General features: G+C 60.2%; 15 protein-coding genes and 1 pseudogene. 14 read left to right on the top strand and 2 right to left on the bottom strand.

Annotated features, from left to right (window positions below; all coding sequences use genetic code 11):
- Nucleotides 1-19: 19 nt before the first annotated feature.
- From paaA to paaY, 13 genes are all read left to right on the top strand, one after another.
- Nucleotides 20-949, top strand: coding sequence for a 1,2-phenylacetyl-CoA epoxidase subunit PaaA (gene paaA / locus ACMYSP_RS01365; RefSeq protein WP_434585114.1), 930 nt, complete (start codon nucleotides 20-22; stop codon nucleotides 947-949).
- 11 nt (nucleotides 950-960) lie between these two features.
- Nucleotides 961-1248, top strand: a complete 288-nt coding sequence (gene paaB, locus ACMYSP_RS01360) for a 1,2-phenylacetyl-CoA epoxidase subunit PaaB (RefSeq protein ID WP_434586992.1) — start codon at nucleotides 961-963, stop codon at nucleotides 1246-1248.
- Nucleotides 1249-1255: 7 nt separating this feature from the next.
- On the top strand, nucleotides 1256-2011 hold the full coding sequence (paaC, locus tag ACMYSP_RS01355) for a 1,2-phenylacetyl-CoA epoxidase subunit PaaC (RefSeq protein ID WP_434585113.1): 756 nt from the start codon (nucleotides 1256-1258) through the stop codon (nucleotides 2009-2011).
- 12 nt (nucleotides 2012-2023) lie between these two features.
- Nucleotides 2024-2521, top strand: a complete 498-nt coding sequence (gene paaD / locus ACMYSP_RS01350) for a 1,2-phenylacetyl-CoA epoxidase subunit PaaD (RefSeq protein WP_434585111.1) — start codon at nucleotides 2024-2026, stop codon at nucleotides 2519-2521.
- 7 nt (nucleotides 2522-2528) lie between these two features.
- On the top strand, nucleotides 2529-3599 hold the full coding sequence (paaE, locus tag ACMYSP_RS01345; RefSeq protein ID WP_434585109.1) for a 1,2-phenylacetyl-CoA epoxidase subunit PaaE: 1071 nt from the start codon (nucleotides 2529-2531) through the stop codon (nucleotides 3597-3599).
- The gene (gene paaF, locus ACMYSP_RS01340; protein ID WP_434585107.1) at nucleotides 3596-4363 is read left to right on the top strand and encodes a 2,3-dehydroadipyl-CoA hydratase PaaF; all 768 of its coding nucleotides are present in this window, start codon (nucleotides 3596-3598) and stop codon (nucleotides 4361-4363) included. Before paaE ends, paaF begins: the two co-directional genes overlap by 4 nt.
- 2 nt (nucleotides 4364-4365) lie before the next feature.
- On the top strand, nucleotides 4366-5154 hold the full coding sequence (gene paaG / locus ACMYSP_RS01335; protein WP_174508848.1) for a 2-(1,2-epoxy-1,2-dihydrophenyl)acetyl-CoA isomerase PaaG: 789 nt from the start codon (nucleotides 4366-4368) through the stop codon (nucleotides 5152-5154).
- A gap of 3 nt (nucleotides 5155-5157) precedes the next feature.
- Entirely contained in the window at nucleotides 5158-6597 is a 1440-nt protein-coding gene (gene paaH / locus ACMYSP_RS01330; RefSeq protein ID WP_434585105.1) for a 3-hydroxyacyl-CoA dehydrogenase PaaH, read from the top strand.
- A complete protein-coding gene (gene paaI, locus ACMYSP_RS01325; RefSeq protein ID WP_434585103.1) occupies nucleotides 6587-7009 on the top strand; it encodes a hydroxyphenylacetyl-CoA thioesterase PaaI in 423 nt (140 codons plus the stop codon). Before paaH ends, paaI begins: the two co-directional genes overlap by 11 nt.
- A complete protein-coding gene (gene pcaF, locus ACMYSP_RS01320; protein ID WP_434585101.1) occupies nucleotides 7009-8214 on the top strand; it encodes a 3-oxoadipyl-CoA thiolase in 1206 nt (401 codons plus the stop codon). The genes paaI and pcaF overlap by 1 nt, the downstream gene beginning before the upstream one ends.
- 26 nt (nucleotides 8215-8240) lie before the next feature.
- Nucleotides 8241-9557, top strand: a complete 1317-nt coding sequence (gene paaK / locus ACMYSP_RS01315) for a phenylacetate--CoA ligase PaaK (RefSeq protein WP_434585099.1) — start codon at nucleotides 8241-8243, stop codon at nucleotides 9555-9557.
- Nucleotides 9558-9734: 177 nt separating this feature from the next.
- Complete coding sequence (gene paaX, locus ACMYSP_RS01310; RefSeq protein WP_434585098.1) at nucleotides 9735-10661, top strand: phenylacetic acid degradation operon negative regulatory protein PaaX; 927 nt, start codon at nucleotides 9735-9737, stop codon at nucleotides 10659-10661.
- Between the two features lie 9 nt (nucleotides 10662-10670).
- Entirely contained in the window at nucleotides 10671-11267 is a 597-nt protein-coding gene (gene paaY / locus ACMYSP_RS01305) for a phenylacetic acid degradation protein PaaY (protein ID WP_434585096.1), read from the top strand.
- Between the two features lie 98 nt (nucleotides 11268-11365).
- Here paaY and nadS read toward each other — a convergent pair.
- Both nadS and azoR read right to left on the bottom strand, forming a co-directional pair.
- Nucleotides 11366-11506 (bottom strand): annotated as a pseudogene (gene nadS, locus ACMYSP_RS01300) (NadS family protein); the annotation flags it as partial.
- A gap of 72 nt (nucleotides 11507-11578) precedes the next feature.
- Nucleotides 11579-12184 carry an FMN-dependent NADH-azoreductase gene (gene azoR, locus ACMYSP_RS01295; RefSeq protein ID WP_100685176.1) on the bottom strand — a complete coding sequence of 202 codons (606 nt, stop codon included), beginning with the start codon at nucleotides 12182-12184 and terminating at the stop codon, nucleotides 11579-11581.
- A gap of 258 nt (nucleotides 12185-12442) precedes the next feature.
- Between azoR and hrpA the strand changes: the two genes are divergently transcribed.
- Complete coding sequence (gene hrpA / locus ACMYSP_RS01290; RefSeq protein ID WP_434586991.1) at nucleotides 12443-16288, top strand: ATP-dependent RNA helicase HrpA; 3846 nt, start codon at nucleotides 12443-12445, stop codon at nucleotides 16286-16288.
- Nucleotides 16289-16548 lie beyond the last annotated feature (260 nt).

Genomic DNA, 16548 nt, shown 5'->3' with positions numbered 1-16548 from the left:
GAATCATAAAGGTGATGACGTGACACAAGAACAACGCTTTGACCAGCGCATCGCGCAGGATACGGCCATCGAACCGCAGGACTGGATGCCGGAGGCCTACCGCAAAACGCTGATCCGCCAGATTGGCCAGCACGCGCACTCTGAAATTGTCGGCATGCTGCCAGAAGGTAACTGGATTACCCGTGCGCCGACGCTGCGCCGCAAGGCCATTCTGCTGGCTAAGGTGCAGGACGAGGCCGGGCATGGCCTGTATCTCTATAGCGCGGCGGAAACGCTCGGCTGCGCCCGGGAAGATCTGTATCAGAAAATGCTTGATGGCCAGATGAAGTACTCCTCGATCTTTAACTACCCGACCCTGAGCTGGGCCGATATCGGGGTGATCGGCTGGCTGGTTGATGGCGCGGCGATTGTCAATCAGGTGGCGCTGTGCCGGACGTCCTATGGCCCCTACGCCCGGGCGATGGTCAAAATTTGCAAAGAAGAGAGCTTCCATCAGCGCCAGGGTTTTGAAGCCTGCATGGCGCTGGCCCAGGGCAGCGAGGCGCAACGCCAGATGTTGCAGGATGCCATCAACCGTTTCTGGTGGCCGGCGCTGATGATGTTTGGCCCGAGCGACGATAACTCGCCGAACAGCGCCCGCAGCATGGCGTGGAAAATCAAACTGCACTCCAACGATGAACTGCGTCAGCGCTTTGTCGATAACACCGTACCGCAGGTCGCGATCCTCGGCATGACCGTCCCGGACGCCGATTTACAGCTGGATGAGGCCACCGGGCATTACCGTTTTGGCGCTATCGACTGGCAGGAACTCAATGAAGTGATTAACGGGCGCGGTATTTGTAACCACGAACGTCTGGCAGCCAAGCGTAAAGCCTGGGAAGAGGGGGCATGGGTGCGCGAAGCCGCCCTGGCGCATGCCCAAAAACAACACTCCCGCGACGCGGCATAAGGAGAAGCATGATGAGCAACGTTTACTGGCCGTTATATGAAGTGTTTGTCCGCAGCAAACAGGGGTTATCCCACCGTCACGTGGGCAGCCTGCATGCCGCAGATGACCAGATGGCTCTGGAAAATGCCCGCGATGTGTACACCCGTCGCAGCGAAGGCTGCTCGCTGTGGGTGGTGAAAGCCAGTCAGATCATCGCCTCACAGCCGGAGGACAGCGGCGAGTTTTTTGATCCGGCGGAGAGCAAAGTTTACCGCCATCCCACTTTCTATAACGTGCCGGACGGCATGGAACATATGTGAGGCAACGATGAATAACCTGAATCCCGTTGCAACCTATGCCCTGCGTCTCGGCGATAACGGCCTGGTGCTGGCCCAACGTTTAGGTGCGTGGTGCGGCCATGCGCCGGAGCTGGAAATCGACCTGGCGCTGGCCAATATCGGCCTCGACCTGCTGGGTCAGGCCCGTAATTTTCTCAGCTATGCGGCAGAGCTGGCGGGCAGTGGTGACGAAGACACCCTGGCCTTTGGTCGTGATGAACGGCAATACCGCAATTTGCTGCTGGTGGAACAACCCAACGGTAACTTCGCCGACACCATTGCCCGTCAGTGCTTTATTGATGCCTGGCACGTGGCGCTGTTTAGCCGTTTGACGGCGAGCCGTGATGCGCAGCTGGCCGCCATTGCCGCTAAGGGACTGAAAGAGGTGCGCTACCACCTGCGTTTTAGCCGCGGTTGGCTGGAGCGTCTGGGCAACGGCACGGCGGTATCGGCGCAGAAAATGCAGCAGGCGGTGGACGACCTGTGGCGCTTTACCGGCGAACTGTTCCATGCCGATGAACTGGAGCTTGCGCTGGTGGAACAGGGCATTGCCGTTGACCCGCGTGACCTGCAGGAAGAGTGGCAAAGCGCGATCCACACCGCGCTGCTTGAGGCCGGGCTGCAGATCCCGCAGGAAGCCGCGTTTCGTCACGGTGGCAAGCAGGGTTTGCACAGCGAACATCTCGGGCCGTTGCTGGCGGAAATGCAGTATCTGCAACGCGCTTATCCCGGTCAGCAGTGGTAACTGGAGGTGACTATGCAACGTCTCGCCGATATTGCTCCCGCCGAAATCCATGCGATTTGGGCGTTGCTCAGTGAGATCCCCGACCCAGAAGTGCCGGTACTGACCATTACCGACCTTGGCATGGTGCGCAGCGTCACGCCGCAGGGAGAAGGCTGGGTTATCGGTTTCACGCCGACCTACTCGGGCTGCCCGGCGACCGAGCATCTGCTGGGTGAGATCCGCGCGGCGATGACCCGCCACGGCTACACCCCGGTGCATATCGTCCTGCAGCTGGATCCGCCGTGGACCACCGACTGGATGAATCAGGACGCCCGCGAGCGCCTGCGCCAGTACGGCATCAGCCCGCCGCAGGGACACGCCTGCCATGCCGGGCTGCCGGGTGAGGTGGTTTGCCCGCGTTGCGGCAGCGTCCATACCACGCCGATCAGTGAATTCGGTTCCACGGCCTGCAAAGCGCTCTACCGCTGCGACAGCTGCCGTGAACCCTTTGATTACTTTAAATGTATTTGAGGTTGCCATGACGACGTTTCATTCGCTAACCGTGGCGAAAGTGGAGCCGGAAACCCGCGATGCGGTGACCATAACCTTCGCCATCCCCGACGCGCTACAGGCTGCTTATGCCTTCCGGCCGGGCCAGCATCTGACGCTCAAAACCCGCCTCGGCGGAGAAGAACTCAGACGTTGCTACTCTATCTGCCGCAGCCGCTCGCCGGCGGAAATCAGCGTGGCGGTCAAAGCCATCGACGGCGGTCGATTCTCCCGGTACGCGCAGAGCGATATCTGCCAGGGGATGGCGCTGGAGGTGATGGTGCCGCAGGGACACTTCGGCTACCAGCCGCAGGCCGGGCGCGAAGCCGACTACCTGGCCATTGCCGCCGGTTCCGGTATTACGCCGATGATGGCGATTATTGGCGCGACCCTCGCCACCGAAATGCAAAGCCGCTTCACCCTGATTTACGGCAACCGCAGCAGTAGCAGCATGATGTTTCGCCAGGCGCTGGCGGATCTGAAAGACCGCTATCCGCAGCGGCTGCAAGTGGTGCATCTGTTCAGCCAGGAGTCGATGGACAGCGACCTGCTGCAGGGGCGAATCGACGGCGACAAGTTGCATGCGCTCTCAGCAAAACTGCTCGATTTCAGCCGATTCGATGAGGCATTTATCTGCGGTCCGGCGGTGATGATGGACGAGGCAGAAGCCGCACTGCGTAAGCTGGGGATGGCGGATAACCATATTCATCTCGAACGTTTTAACACGCCGGGGAGCAGCGTTAAGCGGGCCACTGGCGTACAGGCCGAAGGCCGTACCGTGACGATTCGCCAGGACGGTCGCGACCGGTTGATTTCCCTCGGAGCGGACGATGACAGCATTCTCGATGCGGCGCTGCGCCAGGGGGCGGATTTACCCTTCGCCTGCAAAGGCGGCGTCTGCGCCACCTGCAAATGCAAAGTGCTGCGCGGTGAAGTGGCGATGGCGGCGAACTACAGCCTTGAAGCGGACGAGCTGGCGGCCGGGTATGTGCTGAGCTGCCAGGCGCTGCCGACCAGCGGCGATGTGGTGGTCGATTTTGATGCAAGGGGGATGGCATGAGCGATCTGCTGATAGCCCGCCAGCAGCATGTGCTGCACCTGACCCTCAACCGTCCGCAGGCGCGTAATGCCCTGAATAACGCGCTGCTGACCCAGCTTGCCGACGCGCTGGACGCGGCGGCCGTTGACCCGCAGATCAACGCCTGTGTGATTAGTGGCAACACGCGCTTCTTTGCCGCGGGCGCCGATCTCAACGAAATGGCAGAGAAAGATCTCCCCGCCACGCTGGACGATATTCGCCCTCGTCTGTGGGCGCGGATCGATGCCTTCCCGAAACCGCTGATTGCTGCCGTTAACGGCTATGCCCTTGGCGCGGGCTGCGAACTGGCGCTGCTGTGCGATGTGGTGGTGGCCGGTGATAACGCCCGTTTCGGCCTGCCGGAAATCACCCTCGGGCTGATGCCGGGAGCCGGTGGCACCCAGCGGCTGATCCGTAGCGTCGGCAAAGCGCTGGCCAACCGCATGGTGTTAAGCGGCGAAAGCATCGATGCCCAGCGGGCACAACAGGCTGGTCTGGTGAGCGACATCACGCCGGCGCTGTTAACCGACGAATACGCCCTGAAGCTGGCTGCGACGATGGCGAGCCATGCACCGCTGGCGCTGCGTGCCGCCAAGCAGGCGCTGCGTCAGGCCCAGGAAGTGAGTCTTCAGGCCGGGCTTCAGCAGGAGCGCCAGCTGTTTACGCTGCTGAGCGCCACTGACGACCGTCGCGAAGGGATTGCTGCCTTCTTACAAAAACGAACCCCGGAATTTAAAGGACGCTAATCGTGGACGCATTTATTCTCAGCGAAGTTGAACAGGGTGTGATGACGATTACCCTTAACCGCCCGGATCGTCTGAATAGCTTTAACGACCTGATGCATCAGCAACTGGCAGCCTGTCTGACCCAGGCCGAGCGCGACGACGCCGTGCGCTGCCTGCTGATTACCGGGGCCGGACGCGGCTTTTGCGCCGGTCAGGATCTCAATGACCGCAACGTCGACCCCAGCGGGCCGGCGCCGGATCTCGGCCTCTCCGTTGAGCGCTTCTATAACCCACTGGTGCGCCGCCTGGCGGCGCTGCCGAAGCCGGTGATTGCCGCCGTAAACGGCGTGGCAGCCGGGGCGGGCGCCACGCTGGCGCTGGGTTGCGATCTGGTACTCGCCGCGCGTTCAGCAAACTTTGTGATGGCTTTCAGCAAGCTGGGACTGGTGCCCGATTGCGGCGGTAGCTGGTTCCTGCCGCGGGTGGCCGGGCGCGCCCGGGCAATGGGGCTGGCGCTGCTGGGCGAAAAGCTCAGCGCCGAACAGGCCGCGCAATGGGGGATGATCTGGCAGCTGGTGGAAGATGCCGAACTGGCCGACACCAGCCGTCAGCTGGCGCGCCATCTGGCGACTCAGCCCACCTTTGGTCTTGGACTCATCAAGAAAGCGCTGCTGGCATCGGAAACGCAAGGTCTTGATGCACAGCTGGATCTTGAACGTGATTACCAGCGCCTGGCGGGACGCAGCGACGATTATCGCGAAGGGGTCAGCGCCTTCCTCGCCAAACGTCCACCACAGTTCAGCGGGAAATAAATCATGGGAAACGCACAACATACCGTCGCCGTGATTGGTGGCGGCACGATGGGGGCAGGGATTGCGGAAGTGGCCGCCGCCGCCGGGCATCAGGTTCTGCTTTACGATATCGCCGCCGACGCGCTGACCCGTGCCGTTGATGGCATTCGCCAGCGTCTGGCTTCCCGGGTGACGCGCGGCAAGCTGTCGGCAGCACAGGCCGAAGCGCTGATCGCGCGGATTGTACCGGTGACGGCCTTAACGGCGCTGTCTGATGCCTGGCTGGTGATTGAAGCCGCATCGGAGCGGCCGGACGTCAAAAAAGCGCTGTTCAGCCAGTTAGCGGAGATCTGCTCCCCGTCGACGCTGCTGACCAGCAACACTTCGTCGATCTCGATTACCGCTATTGCCGCCGACGTGAAACACCCTGAGCGCGTCGCCGGACTGCATTTCTTTAATCCGGCGCCGGTGATGAAACTGGTGGAAGTGGTCAGCGGGCTGGCCACCTCGCCGGAGGTGGTGGAACAACTGTGCCAGTGCGTCTCCGCCTGGGGCAAACAGCCGGTACGTTGCCGTTCAACGCCGGGCTTTATCGTCAACCGCGTGGCGCGCCCGTTCTATGCCGAGGCGTGGCGGGCGCTGGAAGAGCAGGTGGCGAGTGCAACGGTGATTGACGCTGCACTACGCGACGGCGGCGGCTTTCCGATGGGGCCGCTGGCTCTGACCGACCTGATTGGTCAGGACGTCAACTTTGCCGTGACCTGCTCGGTGTTTAATGCGTTCTGGCAGGATCGGCGCTATCTGCCGTCACTGCTCCAGCAGGAGCTGGCGCTGGCGGGGCGGCTGGGTAAAAAGAGCGGGCAGGGCGTCTATCGCTGGCCGGTCGAAGCGACATCTGACCCGGCGTGCGCCCTCGTGCCTGAAGCATGCGGAGCGCAAACCGTGCGCACAAAAGGTGACGGTGTCACCAACGTGGTGACAATTGAACTGGACGATGTCCGGCTGCTTGAAACCACCGGCGAAACTGCCCAGGCCCTGAGCGTGCAGTATGGCTGTCCGGTGGTGGTGTACGACTACTGCGCCGGCGAGACGGTGGTGCTGGCTGCGGCGGCTACCAACCCGGCGTCTGCGACCGACAAAGCAGTGCGCTATTTCCAGCAGCAGGGCAAAAAAGTACTGCTTGTTGCCGACTATCCCGGTCTGCTGGTCTGGCGCACCGTCGCCATGCTGGTCAATGAAGCGCTGGACGCGGTGCAAAAAGGGGTCGCCAGTCCGGCAGATATCGATACCGCGATGCGCCTCGGGGTTAACTACCCGCATGGCCCGCTGGCGTGGGGCGAAACGCTGGGCTGGCCGCGGGTGCTGCGCCTGCTGGAGAACCTGCAACAGCATTATGGCGAAGAGCGCTATCGTCCTTGTTCCTTGCTGCGCCAGAAGGCGCTGGAGAGTGCTCATGAGCAATGAGGCCTGGCGCATTGCGCGCGCGATGTACCAACACGACAGCTGTGCCAGAACCCTTGGCATCGAGATTATCGAAATGGACGACGGCTACGCGCAGATGAGCATGACCGTCTCGGCCGCGATGCTCAACGGGCATCAGACCTGCCACGGCGGGCAGTTGTTCTCGCTGGCCGATACCGCTTTCGCCTACGCCTGCAACAGCCAGGGGCTGGCGGCGGTAGCATCAGCGGCCAGCATCGATTTCCTGCGCCCGGCCTTTGCCGGCGACCGTCTGGTCGCCACTGCAAGGGTTAAGCAGCAGGGCAAACTGACCGGCGTCTACGACATTGAAATCGTTAACCAACAACAAAAGATTGTGGCCCTGTTTCGCGGCAAATCGCACCGCATCGGCGGCACAATCACGGGAGAAGTCTGATGCGTGACGCCTTTATCTGTGATGGGATTCGTACACCGATTGGCCGTTACGGCGGGGCGCTCGCTAGCGTTCGCGCCGATGATTTAGCCGCCATCCCACTGCGTGAGCTGTTAAGCCGTAACCCGGGGCTGGATCCGTCGTGTATCGATGACGTGATTTTCGGCTGTGCTAACCAGGCCGGGGAAGATAACCGCAACGTCGCGCATATGGCGACCTTGCTGGCGGGATACCCGACGTCGGTCTCCGGGACCACCATCAACCGCCTGTGCGGGTCCGGCCTCGATGCGATTGGCTTTGCTGCGCGGGCTATCAAAGCCGGCGATGCTGACCTGATGATCGCCGGTGGCGTGGAGTCGATGTCGCGGGCGCCGTTTGTCATGGGCAAGGCCAGCACGCCGTTCCAGCGCCAGGCTGACCTGTTTGATACCACCATTGGCTGGCGTTTTGTGAACCCGCTCATGCAGCAACAATTTGGCACTGACAGCATGCCAGAAACAGCAGAGAATGTAGCTGAATTGTTAAATATAAGCCGGGCCGATCAGGATGCCTTTGCCCTGCGCAGCCAGCGGTTGACGGCGCAAGCGCAGCGGGCGGGGATCCTGGCGCAGGAGATCGTCCCGGTACAGATCATCGGTAAGAAGGGGATGGTGAGCGCGGTGCGCGACGACGAGCACCCGCGCGCGGAGACCACGCTGGAGCAGCTGTCGCAGCTGAAGACGCCTTTCCGTAAAGGCGGCGTCGTGACCGCCGGCAACGCCTCCGGGGTGAACGATGGCGCAGCGGCGCTGATTATTGCCAGCCAGCAGCAGGCTGAGGCTCAGGGGTTAACCCCGCGGGCGCGCATTGTGGCGATGGCGACCGCAGGCGTTGAGCCGAAATTCATGGGGCTTGGGCCGGTGCCGGCGGTACGTAAAGTGCTGGAGCGCGCGGGTCTGAACATCAACGATATGGATGTCATCGAACTGAATGAAGCCTTTGCTGCCCAGGCGTTGGGCGTGCTCAGGCAACTGGGCGTCGCGGACGATGCCCCGCATGTTAACCCCAACGGCGGCGCCATCGCCTTAGGCCATCCGTTGGGCATGAGTGGCGCGCGGCTGGCGCTGAGCGCCACGCTGGAGTTGCAGCGTCGCAACGGGCGCTATGCGCTGTGTACGATGTGTATTGGCGTGGGTCAGGGCATTGCCATGATCCTCGAGCGAGTGTGAGCTAATTTACCTGCGAGTACCCTAAAATGATAACTACTACAAAATTAGATCCGATTGAAACTGCTTCTCGTGACGAATTACAGGCTCTGCAAACCCAGCGTCTGAAGTGGACGCTGAAACACGCCTACGACAATGTGCCAATGTACCGCCGTAAATTTGATGCGGCGGGCGTTCATCCCGACGATTTTCATGAACTGAGCGACCTGAGCAAGTTCCCGTGCACCACCAAACAGGATCTGCGCGATAACTATCCGTTTGATACCTTTGCGGTGCCGATGGAGCAAATTGTGCGCATCCACGCCTCTTCGGGTACCACCGGCAAACCGACGGTGGTGGGCTACACGCAAAATGACATCGACACCTGGGCCAATATTGTTGCCCGTTCCCTGCGTGCCGCAGGCGGGTCGGCAAAAGATAAAATTCACGTTGCCTACGGCTACGGCCTGTTCACCGGCGGTCTCGGCGCACACTACGGCGCGGAGCGCCTGGGGGCGACGGTGATCCCGATGTCCGGCGGCCAGACGGAGAAGCAGGCCCAGCTGATCCGCGATTTTAAGCCGGATATGATCATGGTGACGCCGTCTTACTGCCTCAATCTGATTGAAGAGCTCGAGCGCCAGATGGGCGGTGACGCCAGCGGTTGTTCTCTGCGGGTGGGCGTTTTCGGCGCCGAGCCGTGGACGCTGGCGATGCGCGCGGAGATCGAGCGTCGTCTGGGGATCTCGGCACTGGATATCTACGGCCTGTCGGAAGTGATGGGGCCGGGGGTGGCAATGGAGTGTCTGGAAACCGCCGATGGCCCGACTATCTGGGAAGATCACTTCTTCCCGGAAGTGGTTAACCCGAACGACGGCACGCCGCTGGCGGACGGAGAACACGGTGAACTGCTGTTTACCACGCTGACCAAAGAGGCGCTGCCGGTGATCCGCTACCGCACCCGTGACCTGACCCGTCTGCTGCCGGGGACCGCCCGCACCATGCGCCGCATGGATCGCATCAGCGGTCGCAGCGATGACATGCTGATTATCCGCGGGGTCAATGTCTTCCCGTCACAGCTGGAAGAAGAGATCCTCAAAGTGGAGCATCTGTCGCCGCATTATCAACTGGAGGTCAATCGTCGTGGCCATCTTGATTCGCTTTCGGTGCGCGTTGAGTTAAAAGAAAGCAGCTTATCGCTGAGCCATGAGCAGCGCTGCCAGATCTGCCATCATCTGCGTCACCGCATTAAGTCGATGGTGGGGATATCGACCGATATCAGCATCGTTAACTGCGGCAGCATTCCGCGCTCAGAAGGTAAAGCCTGTCGCGTATTCGATCTTCGCAAGGTTGCCGCCAACGGTTAATGTTTTACCCCGGTTTGCCGCGTTGTTCCCGGTGGCGCTTCGCTGACCGGGCTACAGAGAAGGTGGAATATTTACAGTCGCCAGCAGACCGGTAGCCCGGACAGGTGCGCAGCAGCGCCTGCGGGTTTTCCTGTGCTATGATTCGAAAAGGACAAAAACAACAACAGAATGAATCATATGAGTAAGCTTGACACCTTTATTCAACAGGCGGTCGAGGCGATGCCGATAAGCGGCACGTCGCTGATTGCTTCGCTGTACGGGGATTCACTGCTGCAACGCGGCGGGGAGGTCTGGCTCGGTAGCGTGGCCGCGCTACTGGAAGGCCTGGGGTTTGGCGAACGCTTTGTGCGCACCGCGCTGTTCCGTCTGAACAAAGAGGAGTGGCTGGATGTGGTGCGTATCGGCCGCCGCAGCTTCTACCGGCTGAGTGACAAAGGGCTGCGCCTGACGCGCCGGGCGGAGCATAAAATTTATCGCGCCAGCGCGCCGGAATGGGACGGCACCTGGCTGCTGTTGCTGTCGGAAGGGCTGGAAAAAAACCAGCTGGCAGAAGTCAAAAAACAGCTGCTGTGGCAAGGCTTCGGTGCGCTGGCTCCGAGCCTGCTGGCTTCGCCATCGCAAAAAATGGCCGACGTGCAGTCGTTGTTGCACGAAGCCGGGGTGGCGGAGAATGTGATTTGCTTTGAGGCGCATTCACCGCTGGCGCTCTCCCAGGCGGCGCTGCGCGCCCGGGTCGAAGAGTGCTGGCACTTAACCGAACAAAACGCGATGTATGAGACCTTTATTGCGCTGTTTCGCCCGCTGTTGCCGCTGCTGCGTGAGGCCGATGCCGACGAGCTGACGCCGGCGCGCTGTTTCCAGATCCAACTGCTACTCATCCATTTCTATCGCCGGGTGGTGCTGAAAGATCCGCTGCTGCCGGAGGAGCTGCTGCCTGCCCACTGGGCCGGGCAAACCGCCCGTCAGCTGTGTATCAATATTTATCAGCGGGTCGCGCCGGGTGCGCTGACCTTCGTCGGCGAAAAAGGCGAAAGCTCGGTGGGGGAACTGCCCGCGCCGGGACCGCTCTATTTTCAGCGTTTTGGCGGTTTGCCAGGCGCCTAAGGAGGCTCAATGCCGATTTATCAGATTGACGGTATGACCCCCGTCGTACCAGATGAAAGCTATGTCCATCCCACGGCGGTTCTGATTGGCGATGTGATCCTCGGCAAAGGAGTCTACATCGGTCCGAATGCCAGCCTGCGCGGTGATTTTGGCCGTATCGTGGTGAAAGATGGTGCCAACATTCAGGATAACTGCGTGATGCACGGTTTCCCCGGTCAGGACACGATCGTCGAAGAGGACGGGCATATTGGTCACGGGGCGATTCTGCACGGCTGCGTGATTGGCCGCAACGCGCTGGTCGGCATGAGTGCGGTGATTATCGACGGGGCGACGATTGGCGAAAACAGCATTGTTGGCGCGTCGGCGTTTGTCAAAGCCCGCGCGGAGATGCCGGCGAATCATCTGATTGTCGGCAGCCCGGCCAAAGCCATTCGTACTCTGAGCGAGCAGGAAATCGCGTGGAAAAAGCAGGGGACCCGCGAATATCAGGTGCTGGTGGAACGTTGCCAGCAGACAATGCATCAGGTGGAGCCATTAAAACAGCCGGAGCCAGACCGCAAACGGCTGGAGTTTGACGATAACCTGCGGCCAAAATCGCAGAGTTAATGCACTAAGCCCGTCTCGTCATCTCGCCCTGTAGCCCGGCTAAGCCTCGTGCCAGCCGGGATGTCGCACCTCATCGGGCAATCTGCATCTGCTGGGGCTTAATGCTCCGCCAGCACTTTTGCCGCCAGGCCTGTCGGGTTACGACGTCGGGATCCCCAGCTTTTGATCGTATCCACGCTGGCTCCCAGCGCTTTTGCTATTTCCGCCTGCGAAACGTTGAGCTGCGATCGAATGGCTTTCTTTAGAAGGCGGCGCGCAAACTGATGGTGAGAGGGATAAAAAAACTCCCACCGGGCGGTGGGAGTGAAATCTTATGCAGCGACGACGCTGTCGATGGCTGCTTTGGCGTCGGACTGGGCTTTCGCTGCCACTTCCGGACCATACGCGATGCCTTCGGCGAAGACAAAGTTCACGTCGGTGATGCCGATGAAGCCGAGGAAGGTAGACAGGTACGGGGTCACCAGGTCGGTCGGGGTATCTTTATGGATACCGCCACGGCTGGTCAGAACGACCGCACGTTTACCGGTCACCAGACCTTCTGGTCCTTTTTCGGTGTAGCGGAAGGTCACGCCAGCGCGAGCCACCAGGTCGAAGTAGTTCTTCAGCTGCGTCGGGATGTTGAAGTTGTACATCGGTGCGGCAATCACGATCACGTCATTGGCCTGCAGTTCAGCAATCAGCTCGTCAGACAGCGTCAGCGCTTCCTGCTGACGTGGGGTCAGCGGGGTGTCGCTCGGACGCAGCGCACCAACCAGTTCGCCATCCAGTACCGGGATTGGGTTCGCGGCCAGGTCACGCACGGTGATAACGTCATCAGCGTGCTGCTCACGCCATTGTTCAACAAAATAGTCGGACAGCTGACCGGATTGCGAGTAGCCTGCCAGAATACTGGATTTCAGAACTAATACTTTGCTCATGGGTGTTTCCTTATATGAGATTGACGGGTCAATGCCCTGGTGCTTGTTGACACTGTATTCACAATCATGCCGCAGAGAAAGCGCAATAAATCGAACCCTGTATTCAGTTTTTTTGAACAAGGCATGGGGTTCACAGATGTGGTAATATACAGCAATACATCAAAAGAGATTTTGCCCGGCAGTGCACTGCCCGATAACGCTATGACAGAACAACAAAAGTTCACCTTCTCTCAGCTATTCCAGCAGCTTGATGGCCTGATGCTGCGTGACAAATCACGCTTCTCCCGTCGCCTGCACGGCGTGAAAAAGGTTAAAAATCCTGAATCCCAACAGGCCATTCTTCAGGAGATGGCGCAAGAGATTGAACAAGCCGCAGGGAGAGTCCTGCTGCGTGAAGCCTCACGTCCGGCGATTACTTATCCGGAAAACCTGCCGGTCAGCCAGAAAAAACAGGAGATCCTGCAGGCCGTTCGCGACCACCAGGTGGTTATCGTCGCCGGGGAGACCGGTTCCGGTAAAACTACCCAGCTGCCGAAAATCTGCATGGAGCTGGGGCGCGGGGTGAAAGGGCTGATTGGCCATACGCAGCCGCGTCGTCTGGCGGCGCGTACCGTCGCTAACCGTATTGCCGAAGAGCTGCAAAGCGAGCCGGGCGGCTGCATCGGCTATAAAGTCCGCTTTAGCGATCACGTCAGCGACAACACCATGGTGAAGCTGATGACCGACGGTATTCTGCTGGCAGAAATCCAGCAGGACCGGATGCTGATGCAGTACGACACCATCATCATCGATGAGGCTCACGAACGCAGCCTCAATATCGACTTCCTGCTCGGCTATCTGCGCGAGCTGCTGCCGCGTCGTCCGGACCTGAAAGTGATCATCACCTCGGCGACCATCGACCCGGAACGCTTCTCGCGCCACTTTAACAATGCGCCGATTATTGAAGTTTCCGGGCGTACTTACCCGGTGGAAGTTCGTTACCGGCCGATTGTCGAAGAGGCGGACGATACCGACCGCGATCAGCTGCAGGCGATTTTTGATGCGGTGGATGAGCTGGGTCGCGAAAGCCCGGGCGATATTCTGATCTTTATGAGCGGCGAGCGCGAAATTCGCGACACCGCCGACGCGCTCAATAAGCTCAATTTGCGTCATACTGAAGTGCTGCCGCTGTATGCGCGGCTGTCGAACAGCGAGCAAAACCGCGTCTTCCAGTCCCATAGCGGGCGACGGATCGTGCTGGCGACCAACGTCGCCGAAACCTCGCTGACCGTACCGGGCATCAAGTACGTTATCGACCCCGGTACCGCGCGTATCAGCCGCTATAGCTTCCGCACCAAAGTGCAGCGCCTGCCGATTGAGCCGGTGTCTCAGGCCTCCGCCAACCAGCGTAAAGGCCGCTGTGGCCGTGTGTCGGAAGGGATCTGTATTCGCCTCTATTCCGAAGATGATTTCCTGTCGCGGCCGGAATTCACCGACCCGGAAATTCTGCGGACCAATCTGGCGTCGGTCATTTTGCAGATGACCGCCCTGGGGCTGGGCGACATTGCGGCGTTTCCGTTTGTTGAAGCGCCGGACAAACGCAATATCCAGGACGGCGTGCGTCTGCTGGAAGAACTCGGTGCCATCACCACCGATGAGCAGCTAAGCGCCTACAAGCTGACGCCGATGGGCCGTCAACTGAGCCAGCTCCCGGTGGATCCCCGTCTGGCGAGGATGGTGCTGGAAGCGCAAAAACATGGCTGCGTACGCGAAGCGATGATTATCACCTCGGCGCTGTCGATTCAGGATCCGCGTGAGCGTCCAATGGACAAACAGCAGGCTTCCGACGAGAAGCACCGCCGCTTCCATGATAAAGAGTCGGACTTCCTGGCGTTTGTGAACCTGTGGAACTACCTCGGCGAGCAGCAAAAGGCGCTCTCGTCGAACCAGTTCCGCCGCCAGTGCCGCACCGATTTCCTCAACTATTTGCGGGTACGCGAATGGCAGGATATCTATACCCAGCTGCGCCAGGTGGTGAAAGAGCTGGGGCTGCCGATTAACAGCGAGCCGGCGGAGTATCGCGAGATCCATACCGCGCTGCTGACCGGGCTGTTGTCGCATATCGGGATGAAAGACACCGACAAGCAGGAGTTTACCGGGGCGCGCAATGCGCGTTTCTCGATCTTCCCGGGTTCCGGTTTGTTCAAGAAGCCGCCGAAGTGGACGATGGTCGCCGAGCTGGTGGAAACCAGCCGTCTGTGGGGACGCATTGCCGCACGCATCGACCCGGAATGGGTCGAGCCGGTGGCCCAACATCTGATCAAACGTTCCTACAGTGAACCGCACTGGGAGCGGGCGCAGGGCGCGGTCATGGCCACGGAGAAAGTCACGGTTTACGGCCTGCCAATCGTTGCCGCCCGTAAAGTGAACTATAGCCAGATTGATCCGGCGCTGTGCCGCGAGCTGTTTATCCGCCACGCGCTGGTGGAAGGTGACTGGCAGACCCGGCATGCCTTCTTCCGCGACAACCTCAAGCTGCGCACGGAAATCGAAGAGCTGGAGCACAAGTCACGCCGCCGCGACATTCTGGTCGATGACGACACGATGTTTGAGTTCTACGACCAGCGCATCAGCCATGAAGTGATCTCGGCGCGCCACTTCGACAAGTGGTGGAAACAAGCCAGCCGCGAAACCCCGGATCTGCTCAACTTTGAAAAGAGCATGTTGATCAAAGAGGGGGCGGAGCAGGTCAGCAAGCTGGACTACCCGAACTTCTGGCACCAGGGCAACCTCAAGCTGCGGCTGAGCTATCAGTTTGAACCGGGCGCCGACGCCGATGGCGTGACGGTGCATATTCCGCTGCCGTTGCTGAACCAGGTGGAAGAGGCCGGGTTCGAGTGGCAGATCCCCGGCCTGCGTCGGGAGCTGATTATCGCGCTGATTAAATCGCTGCCGAAGCCGGTGCGCCGCAACTTTGTACCGGCGCCGAACTACGCCGAGGCCTTTTTAGGCCGCGTGACGCCGCTGGAGCTGCCGTTGCTGGATTCGCTGGAGCGCGAGCTGCGACGGATGAGCGGCGTGACCATCGACCGCGATGCCTGGCACTGGGATCAGGTGCCCGAGCACCTGAAAATTACCTTCCGCGTCGTGGATGACAAGAACAAGAAGCTGGCCGAAGGGCGTTCGCTGCAGGATTTAAAAGAGGCGCTGAAAGGCAAAGTACAGGAGACGCTTTCTGCCGTCGCCGATGACGGCATCGAGCAGAGCGGGCTGCATATCTGGAGCTTCGGGCAACTGCCGGAAAGCTATGAGCAGAAACGCGGTAACTATAAAGTGAAGGCGTGGCCGGCGCTGGTGGATGAACGTGACAGTGTCGCGATCAAGCTGTTTGATAACCCGCTGGAGCAGCAACAGGCGATGTGGCAGGGGCTGCGGCGCCTGCTGCTGTTGAATATTCCTTCGCCAATCAAATATCTGCACGAGAAGCTGCCGAATAAAGCCAAGCTGGGGCTCTACTTTAACCCTTACGGCAAAGTGTTGGATCTGATTGATGACTGTATCTCCTGCGGCGTGGATAAGCTTATCGACGAAGCGGGCGGCCCGGTGTGGAGCGAAGAAGCGTTCGCTAAGCTGCACGACAAGGTCCGCGCCGAGCTGAACGACACGGTGGTAGGGATTGCCAAACAGGTCGAACAGATTCTGACCGCGGTGTTCAACATCAATAAACGTCTGAAAGGGCGCGTGGATATGAGCATGGCGCTGGGCCTGTCGGATGTTAAAGCGCAGATGGGCGGGCTGGTGTATCGCGGCTTCGTCACCGGCAACGGTTTCCGACGACTCGGTGATACCCTGCGCTATCTCCAGGCCATTGAAAAACGGCTGGAAAAAATGGCGATTGATCCGCACCGCGACCGGGCGCAGATGCTGAAAGTGGAAAGCGTCCAGCAGGCCTGGCAGCAGTGGCTGAATAAGCTGCCGCCGGGGCGTCGTGGCGATGAGGATGTACAGGAGATCCGCTGGATGATCGAGGAGCTGCGCGTCAGTTTCTTCGCCCAACAGCTTGGCACACCGTATCCGATTTCCGACAAGCGGGTGCTGCAGGCGATGGAGCAAATCGTCGCGTAAGCGATGCCCGAAACCTGCGCACTTCCCCCGGTGGCGCTGCGCTGACCGGGCTACGGGTGCTGCATTGGCCTGTAGCCCGGACAGGTGCGAAGCACCGCCTCCGGGGCGCGTGGTGATGAGGAAGTGCAGGAGATCCGCTGGATGATTGAGGCGTTGCGCGTCAGCGATGCCCGAAACCTCCGCACTTCCCCCGGTGGCGCTGCGCTGACCGGACTACGGGTGCTGCATTGGCCTGTAGCCCGGACAGGTGCGAAGCACCG

The organism is Klebsiella sp. R390, assembly GCF_051131745.1.
GTDB lineage: Bacteria > Pseudomonadota > Gammaproteobacteria > Enterobacterales > Enterobacteriaceae > Klebsiella.
This window is presented reverse-complemented; position numbering and strand designations above follow the sequence as displayed.